The sequence below is a fragment of the Streptomyces sp. 8L genome (genome assembly GCF_020176795.1).
GTDB lineage: Bacteria > Actinomycetota > Actinomycetes > Streptomycetales > Streptomycetaceae > Streptomyces.
Window position 1 is genome coordinate 1 of record NZ_JAIUKE010000068.1, and the last position, 20036, is coordinate 20036.

20 protein-coding genes and 1 pseudogene are annotated in these 20036 nt (G+C 70.8%); 8 read left to right on the forward strand and 13 right to left on the reverse strand.

The features are described 5' to 3' along the window. Nucleotides 1–52 precede the first annotated feature (52 nt). The 7 genes and pseudogenes from LCE31_RS07575 to LCE31_RS07605 all read right to left on the reverse strand — a co-directional run bounded on the left by LCE31_RS07575 (nucleotide 53) and on the right by LCE31_RS07605 (nucleotide 7994). Nucleotides 53–1726, reverse strand: a complete 1674-nt coding sequence (locus LCE31_RS07575; RefSeq protein ID WP_225013228.1) for an ABC transporter substrate-binding protein — start codon at nucleotides 1724–1726, stop codon at nucleotides 53–55. 52 nt (nucleotides 1727–1778) lie between these two features. Next, nucleotides 1779–2921: an ABC transporter ATP-binding protein gene (locus LCE31_RS07580; RefSeq protein WP_374118428.1), complete on the reverse strand. Its 1143-nt coding sequence runs from the start codon at nucleotides 2919–2921 to the stop codon at nucleotides 1779–1781. Next, nucleotides 2918–3943, reverse strand: coding sequence for an ABC transporter ATP-binding protein (locus LCE31_RS07585; protein WP_225013246.1), 1026 nt, complete (start codon nucleotides 3941–3943; stop codon nucleotides 2918–2920). The genes LCE31_RS07580 and LCE31_RS07585 overlap by 4 nt, the downstream gene beginning before the upstream one ends. Nucleotides 3944–3976: 33 nt before the next feature. Continuing rightward, a pseudogene (locus tag LCE31_RS07590) lies at nucleotides 3977–4960 on the reverse strand (ABC transporter permease); the annotation flags it as partial. A 9-nt stretch (nucleotides 4961–4969) separates the two neighbouring features. Continuing rightward, entirely contained in the window at nucleotides 4970–5944 is a 975-nt protein-coding gene (locus tag LCE31_RS07595; RefSeq protein ID WP_225013229.1) for an ABC transporter permease, read from the reverse strand. Between the two features lie 62 nt (nucleotides 5945–6006). Next, entirely contained in the window at nucleotides 6007–6900 is an 894-nt protein-coding gene (locus LCE31_RS07600) for a ThuA domain-containing protein (protein ID WP_225013230.1), read from the reverse strand. A gap of 14 nt (nucleotides 6901–6914) precedes the next feature. Further along, the gene (locus LCE31_RS07605; protein WP_225013231.1) at nucleotides 6915–7994 is read right to left on the reverse strand and encodes a Gfo/Idh/MocA family protein; all 1080 of its coding nucleotides are present in this window, start codon (nucleotides 7992–7994) and stop codon (nucleotides 6915–6917) included. Between the two features lie 280 nt (nucleotides 7995–8274). Between LCE31_RS07605 and LCE31_RS07610 the strand changes: the two genes are divergently transcribed. After that, entirely contained in the window at nucleotides 8275–9219 is a 945-nt protein-coding gene (locus LCE31_RS07610) for a zinc-dependent alcohol dehydrogenase (protein ID WP_225013232.1), read from the forward strand. Between the two features lie 176 nt (nucleotides 9220–9395). Here LCE31_RS07610 and LCE31_RS07615 read toward each other — a convergent pair whose 3' ends face one another. Further along, nucleotides 9396–10157, reverse strand: a complete 762-nt coding sequence (locus LCE31_RS07615; protein WP_225013233.1) for a GntR family transcriptional regulator — start codon at nucleotides 10155–10157, stop codon at nucleotides 9396–9398. A gap of 592 nt (nucleotides 10158–10749) precedes the next feature. Between LCE31_RS07615 and LCE31_RS07620 the strand changes: the two genes are divergently transcribed. From LCE31_RS07620 to LCE31_RS07630, 3 genes are read left to right on the forward strand one after another with little or no spacing between them, the layout of a single operon-like run. Then, a complete protein-coding gene (locus LCE31_RS07620) occupies nucleotides 10750–11328 on the forward strand; it encodes a sensor domain-containing protein (protein ID WP_225013234.1) in 579 nt (192 codons plus the stop codon). 30 nt (nucleotides 11329–11358) lie between these two features. Beyond that, nucleotides 11359–12684, forward strand: coding sequence for a sensor histidine kinase (locus tag LCE31_RS07625; RefSeq protein WP_225013235.1), 1326 nt, complete (start codon nucleotides 11359–11361; stop codon nucleotides 12682–12684). A gap of 16 nt (nucleotides 12685–12700) precedes the next feature. Next, nucleotides 12701–13348 carry a LuxR C-terminal-related transcriptional regulator gene (locus LCE31_RS07630; protein WP_225013236.1) on the forward strand — a complete coding sequence of 216 codons (648 nt, stop codon included), beginning with the start codon at nucleotides 12701–12703 and terminating at the stop codon, nucleotides 13346–13348. Between the two features lie 243 nt (nucleotides 13349–13591). On the opposite strand, the gene LCE31_RS07635 is transcribed toward LCE31_RS07630, so the two are convergent. Next, a complete protein-coding gene (locus tag LCE31_RS07635) occupies nucleotides 13592–14320 on the reverse strand; it encodes a DUF4232 domain-containing protein (protein ID WP_225013237.1) in 729 nt (242 codons plus the stop codon). Between the two features lie 319 nt (nucleotides 14321–14639). Here LCE31_RS07635 and LCE31_RS07640 point away from each other — a divergent pair, with 319 nt between their 5' ends. After that, nucleotides 14640–15815, forward strand: a complete 1176-nt coding sequence (locus tag LCE31_RS07640) for a serine hydrolase domain-containing protein (RefSeq protein WP_225013238.1) — start codon at nucleotides 14640–14642, stop codon at nucleotides 15813–15815. Nucleotides 15816–15873: 58 nt separating this feature from the next. After that, entirely contained in the window at nucleotides 15874–17544 is a 1671-nt protein-coding gene (locus LCE31_RS07645) for a glycosyltransferase family 39 protein (RefSeq protein WP_225013239.1), read from the forward strand. Here the strand turns inward: LCE31_RS07645 and LCE31_RS07650 are convergent. The 4 genes from LCE31_RS07650 to LCE31_RS07665 form a co-directional block, all read right to left on the reverse strand. Then, on the reverse strand, nucleotides 17490–17846 hold the full coding sequence (locus tag LCE31_RS07650) for a hypothetical protein (RefSeq protein WP_225013240.1): 357 nt from the start codon (nucleotides 17844–17846) through the stop codon (nucleotides 17490–17492). The two genes, LCE31_RS07645 and LCE31_RS07650, sit on opposite strands and share 55 nt — an antisense overlap. Further along, a complete protein-coding gene (locus tag LCE31_RS07655; protein WP_225013241.1) occupies nucleotides 17843–18097 on the reverse strand; it encodes a hypothetical protein in 255 nt (84 codons plus the stop codon). Before LCE31_RS07655 ends, LCE31_RS07650 begins: the two co-directional genes overlap by 4 nt. Before the next feature lie 78 nt (nucleotides 18098–18175). After that, nucleotides 18176–18403 carry a hypothetical protein gene (locus tag LCE31_RS07660; RefSeq protein ID WP_225013242.1) on the reverse strand — a complete coding sequence of 76 codons (228 nt, stop codon included), beginning with the start codon at nucleotides 18401–18403 and terminating at the stop codon, nucleotides 18176–18178. A gap of 98 nt (nucleotides 18404–18501) precedes the next feature. After that, on the reverse strand, nucleotides 18502–18756 hold the full coding sequence (locus LCE31_RS07665; RefSeq protein WP_225013243.1) for a hypothetical protein: 255 nt from the start codon (nucleotides 18754–18756) through the stop codon (nucleotides 18502–18504). A 187-nt stretch (nucleotides 18757–18943) separates the two neighbouring features. On the opposite strand from LCE31_RS07665, the gene LCE31_RS07670 reads away from it, so the two are divergent. Then, the gene (locus LCE31_RS07670; protein WP_225013247.1) at nucleotides 18944–19783 is read left to right on the forward strand and encodes a helix-turn-helix domain-containing protein; all 840 of its coding nucleotides are present in this window, start codon (nucleotides 18944–18946) and stop codon (nucleotides 19781–19783) included. Beyond that, nucleotides 19780–19983, forward strand: coding sequence for a DUF397 domain-containing protein (locus LCE31_RS07675; RefSeq protein WP_225013244.1), 204 nt, complete (start codon nucleotides 19780–19782; stop codon nucleotides 19981–19983). Before LCE31_RS07670 ends, LCE31_RS07675 begins: the two co-directional genes overlap by 4 nt. The last annotated feature ends 53 nt before the right edge of the window (nucleotides 19984–20036 follow it).

Here is a 20036-nt window from a genome sequence, read left to right on the forward strand (position 1 = left end):
GGGGAACGGCCGGCGCGGCGCCCCGGCCCCCCCCCCCCCCGCGCCCGCGCGATCACACCGGCTTCAACCGCAGCGCGACGACGGGGTTGGGGACGGGCGAGAAGTACGGGTCCTGCGGGCTGGGGAACCCCGTGACCTTGGCCGTGCTCCAGTTGCCGTAGGTGCCCCAGTAGAACATCGGTATCCACGGCAGGTTGTCGGCGAAGATCGTCTCCAGCTTGTCGAGGATCTGCTGCCGCTGGGCGTCCGTCGTCGCGTTCGGATACTCCTTGAACAGCGACGCGGCCTCGGGGTTCTTGAACCGCTGGATGTTCTGCATCGACGGTGTGGCCTTGCCGATCGGGTAGGCCAGGTTCGGGTTGATCGTGTCGTTGTAGTAGGAGAACGCGCGCGGCGCCGAGTCCACCGGATAGCCCATCGTGGAGTCGAACTTGCCCGTCGCCGTCACGGTGTTGATGTCGGTGACGGTGGTGGTGTCGATGTTGAGCTTGATGCCGATGTCCTTCAGCTGCGAGACGAGGACCTGCACCCGCGCCGCGATGTCCGTGTACGCCGAGGGGAAGCTGATGGAGAACTCCAGCCGCTTGCCGTCCTTGTGGTAGTAGCCGTCACCCGCCTTCTTGTACCCGGCGTCCGTCAGTGTCTTCTCGGCCTTCGCGGTGTCCTGCCGGTAGTTGACGTTCTTGAAGGCGGGCGAGATCTGCGAGGTGTACGCCGGCATCGGCAGGCCGGTGACGCTCGTCGCGGGCGGGGAGCCGGTCGCCGCGCCCACCTGCTTGCGGTTGACGCCGAGGCTGATGGCCCTGCGCACCGCGACGTCGCTGAGCGGCCAGCGCGTGAGGTTGGGGATGAGGCCGTCGGTCCCGGTGATGGGCGCCCAGTAGTGGTTGTGGCTGTCCCTGGCGAGGTACGTCTTCTGCGCGTTGGCGATGTACGTGCCGCCCCAGTCGGCCTGCCCCTGGACGAGCGCGTTGGTCATGGACTCGTTGTCCTTGAACGCGATGAAGCGCAGCCCCTTGATCTTCGCCTTCGGCTGCCAGTAGTCCTCGTTGCGCACGAGCAGGAAGCTCTGCGCGGAGAAGTCGGACAGCTTGAACGGGCCGGTTCCGACCGGGTTCTTGTCGGTGTAGGTCGTCGGGTCTTCGGCCTTCGACCAGATGTGCTTGGAGACGATCGGGACCGACACGATGTTGGTGAAGTCCTGCTGCGACGGCGTCGCGAACTCGAACACGATGTCGGTGGGACTCGGCGCCGTGACCGTGCTGAAGGTGACACCGAGGAGGTTGATCGCCGGGTACTTCTTCAGCATCTCGTAGGTGAACACGACGTCGTCGGCGGAGAACGGCTTCCCGTCCGTCCACTTGACGCCCGACTGGAGCTTGAGGGTGAGCTTCTTGTTGCCGTCCGACCAGGCCCAGGACTTCGCGAGCCAGGGGATGTCCTTCCCGATGGCGACGACGTTGATCTGGACGAGGGGCTCGTAGATGAAGCCGCCCTGGCCCCGGTTGGCGTAGGTCAGGCCCTGCGCCGAGTTCGGTACGAACGGGTTGAAGACCTGGGTCAGGTTGTCGGACTGGCCGGCGACCGTGAGGGTGGAGCGGTCCGAGCCGGCGCCGCCCCCCGGGCCGCACCCGAAGAGTGCGACGCTGCCCGCGCCGGCGAGAGCGCCGGCGAGGAGACCTCGTCTCGTTATGCCTGACCCGGTCAACGACGGTGTGGTGGCCACTGGGCATCTGCTCCTTGGACGGAAGGGACGACAAAAGAGGATCGGGGCCGGCTCACTGGCCGTTCGCCGCCGCGGCGGGCGCCTCGGTGCCCGTGGTGAGGCCGGTGACGGCGCGGGAGTTCTCGGCGCGCCGGGTGCGTGCCTCCTCGTCGTCCGCGTACAGCCAGCACCGGGTGGTGTGCTCGCCGCCGAGGCGGAACGACGGCGGGGCGTCGGTCGTGCACCGCTCCATCGCGAAGGGGCAGCGCGGATGGAAGCGGCATCCCGCGGGCGGGTCGATGAGGCTCGGCGGCTGGCCGATGTCGCGGATGCGGGCGCCGGCCCGCGAGGGGTCGGGCGCGGAGGCGATCAGGAGCTGGGTGTACGGGTGTGCCGCCTCCTGCGTGACCGCTTCCGAGGGCCCGGTCTCCACGACCTCGCCCGCGTACATCACGGCGGTGTCCTCGGCGAAGTAGCGGGCCGAGGCGATGTCGTGGGTGACGTAGAGCATCGCCACACCGCGTGCCTCGGTGAGGTCGCGCAGCAGGTTGAGGATGCCGAGGCGGATGGAGACGTCGAGGCTGGAGACCGGTTCGTCGGCGAGGAACACGTCGGGGCTCGCGGCCAGGGCCCGCGCGATCGACAGGCGCTGGAGCTGGCCGCCGGAGAGTTCGTGCGGGTACTTCTCGGTGAACTGCCGGGGCGGTGTGAGGCTGATCTGCGTCAGCAGGTCGTCGATGACCGCCTCCTGCGCCGCGCCGCGCTTTCCCGGCTGGTGGATGGAGACGGCGCGCTTGAGGGTGCCCGCGATCGTGGAGACCGGGTTGAACGAGGAGAAGGGGTCCTGGAGGATCAGCTGGACCTTGCTGACGTACGCGCGAAACGCCCGGCCCCTGGGGGCCGCCACGGGGGCGCCGTGCAGCCTGATCTCCCCGCTGGTGAGCGGGTGCAGCTGGGCGAGCAGCCGGGCCAGCGTCGACTTGCCCGAGCCGGATTCACCGACGAGGGCGGTGATCCGTCCCGCGTACAGGCGCAGCGACACGTTCTCCACGGCGTGCACCACGCGCCGGCCGCCGCCACCGCGCCTCAGGCCGCCCCTGGCGGGGAAGTGCTTGGTCACACCCACCGCTTCGAGCACCGGCTCGGCGCCGGGCGGCGTCTGACGGTCAGGGGTGCTCGGGCGGTCCTGGCCGCCGCTGGTCTTCTCGTCGCTCACAGCGAATCACCCATCGCGAGTTCGTCCTGTTTCTCCGCCCCGTCCGCGTAGAGCAGACAGGCGGCCTCGGAGGGGCCGGAGCCCGGTTCCGCTATCCGGTAGAGCACCGGCTCGGCCGACGAGCAGGCGCCGAACGCCTTCGGGCAGCGCGGGCTGAAGGCGCAACCGCTCGGCATCCGCAGCAGGTCGGGCGGTGAGCCGACGATCCCGGTGAGTTCCCGCTTCGGGCCGCCGAGCGTGGGGAACGACGAGAGCAGGCCCCGGCTGTAGGGGTGGCGGGGGTGGCGGTAGAAGTCCTCGGCCGCCGCCCTCTCGATGATCTTCCCGCCGTACATCACGGCGATGGTGTCGGAGAGTTCGATCAGCAGCGACAGGTCGTGGGTGATGAAGACGACGGAGAAGCCGAGCTTGTCCTTCAGCTCCATGATCTTCTCGATGATCTGCCGCTGGATGACCACGTCGAGCGCGGTCGTCGGCTCGTCCATGACGATGATCTCGGGGTCGAGCGCGAGGCCCACGGCGATCATGGCGCGCTGGCGCATGCCGCCGGAGAGCTCGTGCGGGTAGGAGCCCGAGCGGTCGGCGGGTATCCCCACGATGCCGAGGAGTTCGACGATCCTCGCGGCGCGCTCCTGCGCCGTCATCTTCGGCCGGTGCGCGACGAGTACGTCCTCGATCTGCGCGCCGACCCGCATGATCGGGTTCAGGGCGTGCATGGCCGACTGGAAGACGATCGACAGCTCCTCCCAGCGGAAGTCCCGCAGTTCGTCCTCGCCCAGGGAGAGCACGTCCGTCGTGGAGCCGTCGGCCCTGGTGTAGAGGACCTCGCCCGCCGAGATCTCGGCCGGCGGCTTGTGCAGCCGCGTGATGGCGTAGGCGAGTGTGGACTTGCCGGAGCCGGACTCGCCGGCGATCCCGAGGACCTCACCGCGCCGCAGGGTGAACGAGACGTCGTTCACGGCGGGGACCCGGCTCTCGCCGTTCACGTACTCCACGTGCAGGTTCCGCACGTCCAGCACCACATCGGTGCTGTCCGGTGTGAAGGGCGCGCCGGCCGGCCGCGGTACGACGGGGCCCTTGCGCTTCTTCACACGGCGCGGGCGCCGCCGCGCCACCTGCGCGCGCTCTGCCTTCTTCGTACCGATTCCGGCCTGGCGCAGCCGGGGGTTGATGAACTCGTCGATGCCGAAGTTCACCAGCGACAGCGCGGTGCCGAGCAGCGCGATCGCCAGTCCGGCCGGTACGAACCACCACCAGGAGCCGGTGAGCAGCGCGCTGTCCACCTGCGCCCAGTAGAGGATCGTGCCCCAGGACCACTGCGTCACGTCGGTGAGCCCGAGGAACGCGAGGCTCGCCTGGGTGAGGATCGCGGCGGCGACGGTCCCGAGGAACGAGGCGGCGATGACGGCGACCTGGTTCGGCAGGATGTCCCGCAGGATGATGCGCGAGGTCCGCTCGCCGGTCGCCCTCGCGGCCTCCACGAAGTCGCGCTTGCGCAGGGACAGCGTCTGGGCGCGCAGCACCCGGGCGCCCCAGGCCCAGCCGGTCACGGAGATGACCAGGATGATCCCGAGCGATCCGCTGTGCGGCAGGTAGGCGGCGAGGATGATCGTCAGCGGCAGGCTGGGCAGGACCAGGAACACGTTCGCGAGCAGCGAGAGGACCTCGTCGCTGACCCCGCCGAGGTAGCCCGCGCTCACACCGACGAGTACGGACAGCAGGGTGGTCAGGATGGCGGAGCCGAAGCCGACCACCACGGAGGCGCGTGCTCCGTAGAGCATCTGGGACAGGACGTCCTGGCCGTTCTGGGTGGTGCCGAGCCAGTGTGCGGCGGACGGGCCCAGGGTGGCGCTGTCGCTGACGGCCGAGGGGTCGTAGGGCGCGATCCAGGGGCCGATCAGCGCCAGGAGCAGGAAGATCAGGGTGATGACCACGCCCGTACAGGTCAGTGGCGAGCGCAGGAGGCGCAGCCAGAGTCTGGCCCGTCCCCCGGAGGAGCCCCCGGGCGTCTCGGCCTCGGCAAGGGCGGCGGATTGCATGGCCATGGTTCAGCTCTCCCTCGTCCTCGGGTCGAGGAACGCGTAGGCGATGTCGGCGAGCAGGTTGGCTACCAGCACCAGGACGGTGATGAGGAGGAAGATGGCCGACATCAGGGGGTAGTCGGCCGCCTGGGCGGCTTTGAAGAGCACGGTGCCGATGCCGGGGTAGTTGAAGACGACCTCGGTCACGATGGAGCCGCCGATGACGAACCCGAGGGACATGGCGAAGCTGGAGAGGGAGGGCAGCATCGCGTTGCGGGCGGCGTAGTGGTACATGACGCGGCGCTTGGAGAGCCCCTTGGCCTCGGCGAGGCGTACGTAGTCCTCGCTGAGGGTCGTGACCATCATGTTGCGCATGCTGATCAGCCATCCGCCGAGGGAGGCGACGACGATGGTCGTGGCGGGCAGGATCGCGTAGTAGATCGCGCTGGAGATGAACCCGCCGTCCAGGCCGATCGACTGCGTGATCGCGTAACCGCCGGACAGGGGGAACCATTTGAGGGTGATCGCGAAGATCAGCACGATGATGATCGCGAACCAGAAGTAGGGGATCGACGACAGGAACGTGGTGACGGGCACGAGCGAGTCGAGCCAGGTCCCGCGCTTCCAGCCGGCGAGGATGCCGAGGCCGGTGCCGATGACGAAGCCGAGGATGGTGCAGGCCGTGATCAGGATGAGCGTCCAGAACATGCTCTGGCCGAGGACGGTGCTCACGTTCGACGGGTAGTAGGCGTACGAGATGCCGAAGTCGCCCGTGAACACGCTGTGCCAGTAACTCATGTACTGGCTCCAGAGGTTGGTGTCCTTCTGGCCGAAGAGCACCCGCAGCGCCTGGACCGCGGAGGGGCTCAGCTTCCCGTGGAACTGGTTGATGAGGTTGTCGGCCGGGTTGCCCGGCATGATGCGCGGGATGACGAAGTTGAGGCTGAGCGCGGCCCAGGCCGTCAGGAGGTAGAGGCCGAGTTTTCTGAGCACGGTACGCATCGGTCAGTTTCCTTCCCCGGCGGACACGGAGGCGCCGCCGCGGGTCACACGGGTGACCGGGGTCATGACGCGACCCCCTGGACGGTGAGTCGGTTCACCCAGCGGGCCGCCCGCCGGATCAGGTCGCGCACGGGGGGCTCGGCCCAGACGCGCATGTCGTGGCCCAACTGGACGTAGCAGACCCGGCCCCGGCCGAACTCGGACACATGAACGAGGGGGACGAGGGGCGGCGGGGCGGAGTGTGTTGTGCCGTGCGTATCGCGCGCGGTGTGTGGGCCGGCAGTGTGGTGCGGACTGTCCGCATCGCGCGCGGTGTGTGCGACGGCGGAGTGGTGCGGGGGGTGTGCGCCTGCCGTGCGGTGCGGGGGGTGTGCGCGGTCCGTGCCGCCCGTCGCGTCCGTCGTGTCCATCGCGTACGTCGTGTCCAGTGGCCCGCGCCAGGCGACGACCTTCGCGTGGTCCTCCACGGCGAGCGCGTAGTGCTCGTGCGTCACCGTGAAGGGGGCCAGTCCGGCGGTCAGTTCGTGAGCCGGGTCGGGGAACACACCGAACCGGCTCTCGTGCGGTCGTGGCCCGTGGGACACGTACCGGCTTCCGATCAGTTCCGTGAGGAGCCGGTCCGCCTCGTCGGGGTCCGCGGACGCGGAGGCCGGTACGTTGGTCGCGTGGAAGGCGAGGAGGCCGGCGCCGGCCCGGACCGCCTCGCGCAGGCCGCGCCGCTGTCCGGTGGTGAACTCCCCGAGTGCGGTGCACAGGACGATCAGGTCGTCACGCACCGCGTGCTCGAACCGGCCCATGCCGGTACCCGTACGGGTCGCGAAGCCCTCGTCCGTCAGCACGGCCTGCAACTCGGCGGCCGCGGTGAACAGGTCCTCGAAGACGTCGTCACCATTGACCACGACAAGAGCGGTCGGACCGTGGTGGCCGGGTGGGGCATGGGTTTCCGGTATGCGCATCGCGGCAGCTCGATTCAGTAGGTGGAGTGCAGTTCGCCGGTCGGGCTCCAGTACCCGGCGTCGCGACCGCTGAGCAGGGCGTTGTCGAAGCGGTCGAGCGGGAGTGTGACGCGCCGCCGCGACCTGCTGCTTTCATAGGTCGCGAAGATCAGTTCCGCGCCGCGCAGCGCGTTCTCGGCGCTCAGGACCGGCGGGGCGCCGGTCTCCAGGCTCGTGACGAGGTCACGGATCGCCTCGCGGGTGCCGCTCACGATCTTGGGGTCGACGCCCCGGTCCCACCGTGCCGGGTCCCTGTCGCCTTCGGACTCCTTGACAAGGCCGGGTGCGCCGAAGCGGTGTACGGCACAGCGCTCGCCGCTGATGTCGACCCGGCCCTCGGTGCCCTGGACGACCAGTCCGAGGTTGTTCTCCAGGTGGAGGACCGGTGTGTGGGGTTCGCGTCCGGTGGAGACGACGGCGGTGACGCCGTCCGGCCAGGCGATCTGGGTCAGCGAGGCCGTCTCGACGAACACACCGTAGACATGGCGGTCGAGGGTCACATCGACCTGGCCGGTCACCCAACTCGGCGCGGCGTCGCCCCGGTGGAAGAGGATGAGGTCGAGGATGTGAGATCCCCAGTCGAAGAGGTTCGGGCAGTACCCCTCGATCGTGACCACGTCACCGATCGCGCCCGCCGCGATCTGCTCGCGCGCGAAGAGCTGGAGCGGGTCGAAGCGGCGCTGGAGGTTGAAGGTGAGCCGGACCCCGGCGCCGGTGGCGGTGGCCGCCATCGCCAGGGCGTCGCCGTACGAGAGCGCCACCGGCTTCTCGCAGTGGATGGCGCGGACCCCCGCGGCCACCGCGGCTTCCACGATCTCCCGGTGTGTCGCGGGCGGTGTGCACACGCTCACCACATCGGGCTTGTTCGCCTCCAACAGCTCGTGGTAGTCCTGGTAGACGCGTGGTATGCCCACTTCTTCAGCGAGCTCCCCGCCCGCCCGCCGGTCCACATCGGCGAGCGCGACCGGTGACACACCGGGCGTGGCGCGGTATCCGTACGCATGCACACGGCCTTGCGAGCCGGCACCGATGACCGCCGCCGCGAGTGACGTCATACCTCTCTCCTCGCCTATGCCAAACCAATACCACTTGCAGCCAGTTTAAGACGAATGGCTTACCCGTCTAGGGGTTGGACGCAACTACTTCAAAAGGAAAACAGGACGTAACAGTCAAGTTTCCTTCTGTGCGCCTCTCGTGGAGCTGTCGAACCCGTTGGTTACGCGGACTGGGCAGCGACGCCACTATGTACCACATAGGACCACTGGGGCTACACTGGCGCCGCCTCCAGGACATCTGGCCTGTGGCTCTCGACCGACGTTCGGACAGGAGATGGGCATGAAGGTCAGCCAACTCGTCGCGCCTCGCACCTTCGAGATCGTCGAGGAGGACGATCCGGTGCCGGGCGACGACCAGGTCCTGGTCGACGTGGTGGTGTGCGGAGTGTGCACCTCGGACATCGGGCCGTGGCTCGGGCACGACCCGGCCCGGGGCCCCCTCAGGCTCGGGCACGAGATGGTCGGCCGGGTGGTCTCCACGGGGCGCGCGGCCGGTCGGTGGGCACCGGGCGATCTGGTGACCGGGCTCGGCGGCGACGGGTTCGCGACGCGCGCGGTGATGGACGCGCACGCCATCCTTCCGGTCCCGGAGGGCGTCGACGCGGCCCACGCGCTCGGCGAGCCGGTCGCGGTCCTTGAGGAGTCCCTGTCCCGTACGGGGATACGCGCCGGCGACCGGGTCGCCGTCGTCGGCCTCGGCTTCATGGGTCTTGGGCTGATCCAGCTCGCACGGCGGCACGCCCCCGGCCTGCTGATCGGCGTCGACCCCGACCCGGCGCGACGGCGACGGGCCCTCGCGCTGGGCGCGGACCTGGTCTTCGCTCCCGACGAACTGCCCGAGGACTACCGGGCGGCGACGAGCCGGGCCGGTGAGGCACGACTCGACCTCGTACTGGAGGCGACGGGGGCGACCGGTGGTCTGAAGACGGCCGGGAGCCTGGTCAGGCCGTTCGGGACGCTGTGCGTGGTCGGTTACCACCACACGGGCGACGCGATGATGGACATGGACCTCTGGTACAAGGGCGTCACCGTCGTCAACGGGTTCTGCCCGGACCGTACGCGTGTGGTGGCGGCCATGTCCGAGGCGCTCGACCTCGTCCAGCGGCGGCGCTTCAGCTACGCGCCGCTGGTCACCCACCGCTTCGGGCTCGACGGGCTCGGCGACGCGTTCCGCGCGATGGAGGAGAGCGGCCCGGACTTCGTCAAGGGCGTGGTCGTGCTCTGATCACGCTGGCGCTGGTGGTCGTGGTGGCGGTCGCGGTGGTTGTGGTGGCGGTCGCGCTCTTGGCCCTGGTCGTGGTGGTGGCTGCGCTCATGCCCTGGTCGTGGTGGCGGTCGCGCTCATGCCCATGCTCGCGCCGGCGCTCGCGCCCCCGCGCCCGTCTGCGCGCCCGGGCGGTGTCAGCCGTGGGCGCGGGCGAACGACGTGCGCAGCCGGTAGCGGTCGCCCGCGTACCTGATGGTCGAGGCGAACAGCGGCTCCTGCTCGGCGTTGAGCGCGATCTGGCGCATGACGAGCAGCGGGTCGCCCGCCGCCACGTCGAGGTGGCCGGCCGCGCGGTCGTCGGCCTTCACCGCTTCGATGGTGCTGTCGGCCCGTACCGGCTCGACCCCGGCGTCGGCGAGCGTGGAGTACAGCGAGCGCGTCTGGAAGTCGATCTTCTCGGCGCCGGGGAGCAGCGCGAGCGGAACGCGGCTCAGATCCAGCGCGATGGGCACACCGTCCAGCAGTCGTACGCGCTCCAGCCGGAACAGCGGGGTCCCGGGGGCGATCCCCAGCGGCTCGGCCTCGTCAATGGTGGCGGGCCCCGCGCTCGCCTCCAGCACGGTGGAGTGCGGCTTCAGGCCCATCCGGGCGGCCGTCTCGCTGAACGATTCGAGGTTGTTCGGCCACTCCTGCGCCGGCACGGGCCGCGTGACGTACCACCCTCTGCCGTGCGAGGCGCTGAGCACGCCCTCGTCCACCAGATGCACGAGCGCTTTGCGGAGGGTGACCCGGCTGATGCCCAGCTGCCCGCACAGCTCACGCTCCGGAGGGAGCCGCATGCCCGGCTGGAGGACGCCCTTCTCGACCCTGTCCCGGATCAGATTGACCGCCTGGACCCAGAGGGGTTCGGGATAGCCGGGCACGATGGCGCCGACGACCTCGCGAGAATCATTCATGCCTGAGAACCCCGTAATGGTCTGCTCGCGCCCTTGAGCACCGTCCGACCGTCCGTCCCTTCGAAGACCCCGCATCACGGCGGGATCGCGGCGTGAACAGCCACACACCTCGCTCGGCCCCGCGACGATCCGAAGTGCTCACCGGCTGTCACGATACGGGCTGTCACGATACGCACGCGGCGGATGAGCGCCGGTCACCAGGATAGCTTTTCGCCCGTGGATCTGGCCAGGAGCCCGGGGCGGCCGGGAGTCCGGAGCGGCCCGGGGTGGGGTGAACCGAACCACGGAGTTCCGTGCTGGCACGATCGAAGGGGAGCCCTCCGGCCGGGAGCCTGGAGGCATGGAGAACACCTCGCGGACCCGGCCCTTCACTCGTACCCCTTCTCCCGACGTTCCCGACGTTCCCGACGCTGTCGGCGTACCCGACGCTCTCGGCGCTCTCGATACGCCCGACGCTGTCGGTGCTGTCGGCGTTCCCGACGACCGCCCCGCTGCCTCGGAGCGTCCCGGGCGGATGCCCGCGAGGGCGTCCGCACGGAGGGCCGCAGAAATGCCCCGGCGATCGCCCGCAGAGAAGCCCCGACGGAGGTCCGTGCGGATACTCGTGCGGGTCCTCAAGGAGCCGTTCCGCGCCGCGACCTGGCGCCGGTCCGCGTATGTCGTCCTCGCCCTGCCGGTGGGCCTGCTGTGCGTGCCCCTCGCGCTGGTCGGGGGCCCGGCCGGGCGCGTGCAGCGCGGGCTGGCGCGCTCCCTGCTCGGGGCCGAGGTGGCGGAGCCGGAGAGGACGGGACCGCTCGCCTTCGTGCACGCGGTGCTGAGCGCCCCGCTGAATCTGGTGGCCCTCGCCGTCACCGGCTATTTCTGGGCGGTCGCCTTCATGAACATCGGGTATCCGCTGCGTCCCGACACCACGGCGGAGAGCCTCACCCACTCCTGGGGCGGGCCGACGCTCGCCGGAGCGTGGGCCGTGCACGGGTTCGGCGGCGGGATACCGTTCCTCTTCCTCACGCCGTGGGTCGTGCGTGGATTCGCCGCGATGCAGACCCGGTTGATACGCGCGCTCCTCGGCGGCTCGGAAGGCGGCCTCCGCCGGGGGAGGGCCGTGGCCATGGCCCTCGGGGTGTCCGCCATCTGCGGGCTGGTGTCCATACCCGTCATTCACCAGCTGTGACCCGGCCGGGCCCGACCTAGGGTGAGCCCCATGCAGCCACTTCGCCGACTGCTCGCGCCCCGGCGTGCCACGCGCCCGGGGACGAGTCGAACAGCGCATCGCGCCGGATTCCGCGCGAGGGCGGCGGCGCTGCTGTACGCGGTCGTGGCCCTGCCCCTGGCCGTCGCGGGAGCGCTGGCCGTCCTGATCGTCCTGCTCGTGGGCGGGGCCCTGTCCTGGACCGCGCTCGGGCCGTGGCTGATCGCGACCGGCGTGCGTACGGCGCTCGCGGTCGGCGATGCCCAACGGACCCTGACGCGGCGGCTGCTGGGGGAGGAGATCGACGCGGCCGACTGGCGGGGGCAGGAGCCCGGTCCCGGGGGCGGGCGCCGGGACCTGATCGGCAGCAGGGCGGGATGGCGCGCGGTGGGGTGTGCGCTGCTCGCCCCGGTGACGGCGCTGCTGCCCCCGGTGGCCGTCGTCATCGGGTACGTGCACGGCGCCCTGCTCCTGCTCATGCCCTTGGTCAAGAGGTGGGACTACTTCACGGTGCGCTCGGGGGACGGCTCGGTGCGCCATGTCGGGCTGATGGTGGGAGGTGTGGTGTTCGACGACTGGCCGCTGGCGCTGGTGCCCGTGGCGGTCGGGGCCCTGCTCCTCTTGGCGGCCCGCTGGCTCGTGGCGAACGCGGTGGTCCCGCACCGGCTGCTGTTCGCGGCGCTGCTCGGCCCGGACCGCGCGGACCTCCGTATCCGCACGCTGGAGGAGACCCGTGCACAGGCTGTGGACGATGCGGCGGCGACGCTCCGCAGGATCGAGCGGGACCTCCATGACGGCACGCAGGCCAGGCTGGTGGGGCTCGGCATGCATCTGACGATGATCGGGGAGCTGGTGACCTCGGGCGCGGACCGGGAGGAGGTGCTGCGGGTGGTGAAGACCGCGCAGGGCAACGCGAAGCAGGCCGTGGCGGACCTGCGGAATCTGGTGAAGGGCATCCACCCGCCGGCGCTTGACCAGGGCCTTGAGACCGCGCTCGCGACGCTCGCGTCGGACTGCGGCCTGCCGGTCACGCTGGACACCGGCCTTGAGGGCAGGCCCACGCCGGCCATCGAGTCCATCGCGTACTTCTGCGCGGCCGAGGTGCTCGCCAACGCCGTCAAGCACAGCGGCGCGTCCGCCGTGCGGATCAAGATGTACGGGGCGGCGGGCGCGCTGCTGCTCACGGTGGAGGACAACGGGCGCGGGGGAGCCGTGGTGGGCGCGGGCAGCGGACTGAGCGGACTGCTGGCCCGGGTGCGGACGGTGGACGGCACTGTGCGGTGCGACAGCCCCGCCGGGGGGCCTACCGTGGTCACCGTCCTGCTTCCGTACCGCTGACGAGGAGGTTCGTGGGATGCGTGTGGTCATCGCCGAGGATTCCGCGATCCTGCGGGACGGGCTCTGCCAACTCCTCGGCATGCGCGGGGTGGAGGTCGCGGCGGCGGTCGGCGACGCGGAGGCGCTGCTCGCGGCGGTCGCCGAACACCGGCCGGACGCCGCGGTGGTGGACATCAGGCTGCCGCCCACCCAGACCGACGAGGGCCTGCGGGCCGCGGTGGAGATCAGGCGGACACTGCCGGGGACGGGCGTGCTGATCTTCTCGCAGTACGTGGAGACGAAGTACGCGGCGCAGCTCATCGGCGACGGTGGCGCGGGGGTCGGCTATCTCCTGAAGGAACGGGTGGTGGACATCGGGGAGTTCGTGGCCGCGCTGGAGCGGGTCGCGGCGGGCGGGACCGCGCTCGACGCCGAAGTCGTGGCACAGCTCTTCGGCGCGAGCAGGCGCGCCTCCGAGCTGGACGCGCTGACCCCGCGCGAGCGTGAGGTGCTCGCGCTGATGGCGGAGGGGCGGTCGAATCACGCCATCGCCGAGGAGTTCACCGTGTCGGAGCGCGCGGTGGAGAAACACATCGCGAACATCTTCACCAAACTGGGCCTGACCCCGTCGGAGCCGGGCCACCGCAGGGTCCTCGCGGTCCTGCGGTATCTGGACCACCGGTAGGCGGCTGGGCGGTACCTGGATCACCGGTGGGAGGCTGGGCGGTATCTGGATCACCGGTGGGCGGCTGGGCGGTATCTGGACCACGGGTGGGCGGCTGGACGGTATCTGGACTACCGGTAGGTGGCGGCCGAGAAGGACCGCTCGGTCGCCGGAACCGGCCCTGGCGCCGCGAGACGCGTGGCGGGCCCGGCGCACGGCCCGGCGCCGGGCCGTCGCGTCCGGCGCCTCCCGGGGCCGTCCTGGTCAGCCGCCCTGGCCGGCGCTTCCGACCGGGCCGACCTCCACGGGCGAGCCGGAGCCGTCCGTGACGGGCAGAGAGGGCTTGCCCGGCCAGTTGAGGGTGACCGGGTGCGTCTCGTCCGGCGGGGTCACCACCAGTCCGGTGATGCGCACGCCGGTGCCGCCCGTCTTGTTGAACGGGTAGGTGATGGGGAAGTACGTCGCCTTCCCGCTCCCCAGGACGGCCGTGACGCTGGACTGCTGACTGACGCGCTCGGCGGACACCGTGCCCGAGTCGGTCTTCAGGTCGACGCCCGCGTAGCCGGAGATCACGCAGTCGTGGCCGCTGCTGTTCTTCAGCGTCACCGTGACGCTGGCCTTGGGGTCGCCGCCGATGGTCGAGTCGCTTGCCGTGATCTGCAAGTCGTCGGTGCGGCACTTGCCGGCCTTGCCGCTCCCGCCGGAGCCCGCACCGCCGGCCGTGTCCGCGCCGCCGGAATTCGTACTACCGGAATCCGTACCGCCGGATTTCGTGCCGCCGCCCTGAGCGGAACCGCCCGAGTTCTGACCGCTGTCCGAGGAGGACCCCGCTGCCCCCGACGAGGCGGAGGCGCCGGACGACGTGAGGGGCACGGAGGAAGGGGCGCTCTGTGCCGCGCCGCCGCTGCCACCGTCGTCGTCGCTCTGGCAGGCGGTGAGCGAGAGACCCGCGGCAACGGCCAGGGCCGCGAGGGTGAGCTTGTGAACGCGCATCGTTTCTTCCTCAGTATCGGTTGGCGGTGCCGGGTGCTCGGTACGGGGCGGTAAGTGTCGGTAAGGGTCGGTACGAACGAGCGTTTCCGATCACCAGGACTCGCCAGGACCGGTGAACCGTTCCGCACAGCCGCCTCCCAAGACATTCCTGTTACACACACAGGCAAGCGCACCATGCGTTGCCACCCGCGCGCCGCGCGCAGCCGAGCGGGTGGCGCGCAGCCACCGCGCACAGTCGCCCGCGCGTCGTGCGCAGGCACCCGCGGGCGGCTTCGGATCGCCGTCGACCCCTCTGTCGGCGCGGTGCCAGGATGGCCGTATGACGACGACGATCGAGGGACAGGTCGCGGCCGGATTCGAGCCCGTACGTGAGGCGTTCGCGGCCAACTTCGCGCAGTACGGGGACATCGGAGCGGCGGTGTGCGTCTACCGGCACGGGCTGCCGGTGGTGGATCTGTGGGGTGGGAGCGCCGATCCCGGGGCCGGGCGGCCGTGGGAGCGGGACACGTTGCAGCTGGTCTACTCGGCGACGAAGGGCGCCACCGCGACGGCGGCGCATCTGCTGGCCCAGCGGGGCGAGTTGGACCTGGACGCCCCCGTCGCGTCCTATTGGCCGGAGTTCGCCGCGAACGGCAAGTCCGAGATTCCCGTGCGCTGGCTGCTCTCGCACCGGGCCGGGCTGGTCGCGCTCGACGAACCGGTGTCCCTGGAGGGGGCGTTGGCGTGGCAGCCGATGGTGGACGCGCTGGCCGCGCAGCGTCCGCAGTGGGTTCCGGGCACCGAGCACGGCTACCACGGCAGGACGTTCGGCTGGCTCGTCGGCGAGGTGATCCGCCGGGTGAGCGGCCGTACACCGGGACGGTTCTTCGCCGAGGAGATCGCCGCCCCGCTGGAGATCGACTTCTTCATCGGCCTCCCGGAGTCCGAGCGCGGCCGGGTCAGCCGCATGGTGTACAAGGAGCCCGAGATCGACCTCGCCACGGTTCCCCTGGAGGCCCTTCCCGAGGAGTTCCGCCCGATGGTCGAGGCCCAGCGCGACCCGGTCTCGCTCGCCAGGCGGGCCTTCGCCGTCACCGACCCGGTCGAGATCGACTTCAACTCCCCGGAGGTGCAGGCCGCCGAGATCCCGGCGTCCAACGGCATCGGTACGGCGCGGGGCCTCGCGCGGCTGTACGCGTCGCTGATCGGCGAGGTGAACGGCGTGCGCCTGCTGACCGCCAAGACCCTGGCGGCGGCGACGGCGGAGCAGGCCTCGGGGCCCGACCGCGTGATCGTGCTGCCGAGCCGGTTCGCCTCCGGGTTCATGCTGCCCACCGACATGGTCCCGCTCACCGGCCCCCGCGCTTTCGGCCACCCCGGCAGGGGCGGCTCGCTCGCCTTCGCCGACCCGGAGAGCGGCCTCGCCTTCGGCTACGTCATGAACCACATAGTGGAGGGCGGCGAGGACCTGCGCGCGGCCTCGCTGGTGGAGGCCGTCCGGAAGTCGGTGGCCTGACCGGCTAGGGCGGGCGGCCCGGTCCGTGGCGGGCACGCGGCGGGTAACGTCGGGTGCCATGCCGCCCCGTGTCCTGACCTCCGCCGTCCTGCCCCGCCAGCGCGGCGGGGCCGTGCTCACGGCCGGGCCTGCCCCCTCCGGCGGGCGCGGGCGCGGCCCCTGGACCACGGCGCTGGCGCCCGCGCTCCTGGCGCTGGGCCTCGGGCTGTGGGGCCTGACGCGCCAGGGGTCGATGTGGCGCGACGAGTCGGTGACGTACCAGGTCGCGCACCGCGGCACCCGGCAGATCGGTGCGCTGCTCGGGCAGGTGGACGCGGTCCACGGCGTCTACTACCTGCTGATGCACGCGCTGTTCCGGGTGTGGGACGGCGGGCTGGTCGCGCTGCGCCTGCCGTCCGTCGTGGCGACGGCAGCGGCGGCGGCGCTGGTGGCGCTCACCGGGCGGCGCCTGGCCGGGCACAGGACCGGGCTGGCGGCCGGAGCGGTGTTCGCGCTGGCGCCGCTGGTGCAGATGTACGCGCAGGAGGGCCGGTCGTACGCGTCGGTGGCGGCGCTGGTCGCGCTGGCGACGTACCTGCTGGTGCGCGGGCTCGACGGTGGCGGCCGGTGGGTCTGGGCCGGGTACGCGGGGGCCGCCGCCGCCGCGGGCTGGCTGCACGAGTTCGCCGTGCCCGCGCTGGTCGCGCACGGGATCACCGTGCTGACCGGGGGCGTGCCGCGTGCGGTCAGGCGGCGGTGGGCGTTCGCGGCCGGGGCGGCGGTCCTGCTGGTCGCGCCGCTCGCCGTGTTCAGCATGGGCCAGTCGGACCAGGTGTCGTGGATCGGCGGCCCGAGCGCGGTGCAGTGGGCCGACATCGTGGCGGTCACCGCGCTCGGGACCGGCTGCGCGTACGCGCTCAGCCGGACGGAAGGGCCGGGCGCGCGGGCCACGGGGCGGCCGGTGTCGCCCGCCCGGCTCGGGCTGCCGCTGCTGATCGCGCCGACCGCGCTGCTGCTGGCCGCCGCCGTGTACCGGCCGATGTACGTGGACCGGTACGTCCTGTACTCGTACGCCGGTCTCGCGCTGCTGCTCGGGCAGGCGCTCGACCGGCTGCTGGCGTACCGTCCCGTGCGCGGCACCGCGCGGTCGCGGCGCTGGAAGCGGTACGGGATACGGGCCGGGGTGGCGCTCGCCGTCCTCTCGCTGCTGCCCGTGTCCCTGGAGATGCGGACCCCGGACAGCCGCAAGGACGATGTGGCGGCCGTCGCGCGCACGGTGCGGAGCCTCGCGGACCAGGACGGCGCGGACAGTGTGCTGTTCATGCCGGCCAGGCGCCGCGAGTGGCGCATGTCGTACCCCGGTGCCTATCGGGGCCTGCGCGACCTGGCGCTGCGGCGCGATCCGGTGCGCTCGCGCACCCTGGAGGGCGTGGAGCTGCCTTCGAAGGCGATCCGCCAACACGTGCTCGGGGCCCGGCGGATCGGGGCCCTCACCGACCCGCCGGACCAGCCGCTGGACGCCGTGCCCCAGGAGGCCGTGAAGCGCGAGGCGTTGCGGCGGTTCTTCGTGGAGTGCGCGCGGGTGCCGGTCAAGGGCGCCCAGGTGGTGCTGTACGCGCACCGGGGCGACTGCCCGTCCGGGCTGCCCCATACCGGCCCCGGCCCACTCTCCGGCCCCGGCCGCGCCGGGCCCGCTCACGGGGGCGTGGGTGAGCCGGGCGGAACGGTCCGGGCCCGGACGGAGCCGTAACCCTCTTCCTGCGATTCCGTGTCCGCTATCGCCTCAAGCAGCCGGCGGCGGCACGATTCCTCGATCGCTTCGAGTAGCAGCTCGGGGTCCGGGCTCGCCGCCACCGTCTCGAACACCAGGTCCGTGAGTGCTGTCAGTTGCCTCAGCGGGTCGCGCCGCAGCTTTCGCAGTCTCGTGGTGATCATTCGATCCTCGACGGACATCTCCTCGACGGACATCTCCTCGACGGACATCTCCTCGACGGACATCTCCTCGACGGACATCTCCTCGTCGGACCTGTCCTCAACAGACCTGTCGTTCATGGCCGTTCCGGCTGTTCGGACGGTGTCGCGCTGTTGGCCAGCCGGACGAGGCGGCTCACGGTCTCCAGGTTCGCGCGTCCCAGGTCGACGAGTGGCTGCCCGTTGATGGCGGGCCAGTCCCCGCCGAGAGAAGGCAGTGTGATGCCGGCCCGGCGCAGGGCCTGGTCCAGCTCGGACGCGGCGCGGGCCGCCTCGCGCAGGGGATCGGTCGGGTCCGGGACCGGAGCGTCGGTCGTGTTCGAAGGTGGCATTGCCAGTGTTTCCTCTCCGTCGGGTTCCGATGGGATACGCGTCGCGACCCTTGCCCCGGATCGGTCGCCATGGGGGTATTACGGTGTGCGCGTGCGCATGTAGGGACGTACGGGGTCGAGGGTCGCCGTGTCATGAAGTGCGAGCAGCCGTTCCGCACACGCGCGGCAGGCGGTCAGCGGGGTGACCGCCCTCGGACTGACGATCTCCCCCACCCGGAAGACCTGGAGGCCCTGGCGTTCGCAGAGGAAACAGCCGCCCAGCGCGGGAGTTTCCGCCCGGAAGACGGCGGTGACCATGTCATTCATCACTGTCGGGTGTCCTCGCTGTGGACGATGAGCCTCGTGCCTGTGGGGCGCCCGCCGGTCCTGGTCGGCGTGTTCCGTGACCGGCTCTCTCGTCCCCCTCACTGCCGCCCCCGCTGCTTCGCGCGCCTGTTGGCCTCTTCGACTTGGGGGCGCAGACGCCGCATCGTGGGGCTGACCGACCGGTCGTCCGTCGACCGGCTGTCCGCCGGTCGGCCGTCCGTCGACCGGCCCTCCGGCGCGGGGCCTTGGGCGACCAGGTCGGGGCAGACCGGCCGCCCGCAGGTGCACGGCGGGAACAGCAGCGCCGACCGGATCGGGGGTTCTCCGTGGTCGGGATAGTCGTCGTCGTTCACCGCTCCGCCCGCCCGCCGCTCACATGCCCCGTGACGGACTCGGCCGGCGCGGTGGGTGGTTGGGGGCCGTCGGCGTGCGTGCGCTTCCGGGGCATGGCCGTTCCTCTCCGTAGCGAAACCACTACCAAGCGGCATCAGGCTGGCGTAGAGTCATGAGACCTGCAACGTTCTGTGCTTGGGGGAAGCGTTGGTAAACCGCAAGGAGTTACGGCCCGAGAGCTCGCCGCAGGCGGCGTTCGGAGCGCGTTTGCGCAAGTCGCGTGAGGCGAGGAACTGGACTCAGGACGAGCTCGCCGAGCGCATGGGGTATACAGGGAGACACGTTTCCGGAGTCGAAACTACTCGTAAACCGCCAACCCACCGCTTCGCGGCGAGCGCTGACGCCGCGTTCGGACTCGAAGGCACGTCCGACACGTTCGAACGCCAGTGGTGGGAAATCCGGAACGGCATTCTGCTGGAGGGCTTTCCGGAGTACGTGGGGCACGAGGGACGGGCCACGGAGATCAGGCTGTTCGAGTCGGGCCTCATTCCTGGCCCACTCCAGACGATGGGATACGCGGCGGCGCTGGCGAACGCCGCTGTGCGGCGAGGTGCCATCACGTCTGAACAGGCCGAAGAACGGGTCACGTTCCTGGCCGAGCGGCAGGCGGCACTGACGCGCCCCTTGGCACCCATGGTGATCGTGGTGCTGGACGAGAGCTGTATCCGTCGGCCGATCGGAAGCCCCGACGTGATGGGCGCCCAGCTGGACCGGCTCGTCCAGTTCGCGGAGCAGCCCAACACCATGCTCCAGATCGCCCCGTACAGCATCCGCGAGGACCGACCGTTCGACCGCCTGGTGAACCTGCTGACGCTCAGCGACAGGTCGGTCGTCTCCTACGTCGAGTCCCAGACACAGGGGCAGCTGGAGCGCGAACCGGCCTCTGTGCTACCGCTGATGAGGGCTTACCATCAACTTCAGGCCGTGGCTCTCTCGCAAGCGGCATCCGTGGCCATGATCAACGAGGTACGAAAGGGCACCCCGTGACGACCGACTCCTCTTCCCTGCTCTGGGTCAAGTCTTCCTACAGCAACAACGGTGGTTCCTGTGTCGAGTGGGCTCCGGCGTACGCCTCGGCGCACGGCGTGGTTCCCGTTCGCGACTCCAAGGACCCGGAGGGTCCGGCGCTGGCGCTGTCTGTTCCGGCGTTCGCCGGTCTTGTGCGGTTCGCCAAGTCGCAGGGCTGATCGGTCGGCTCACGGCTGACCGCTCTGTTCCGACGAAGCAAGAGAAAGGGCAC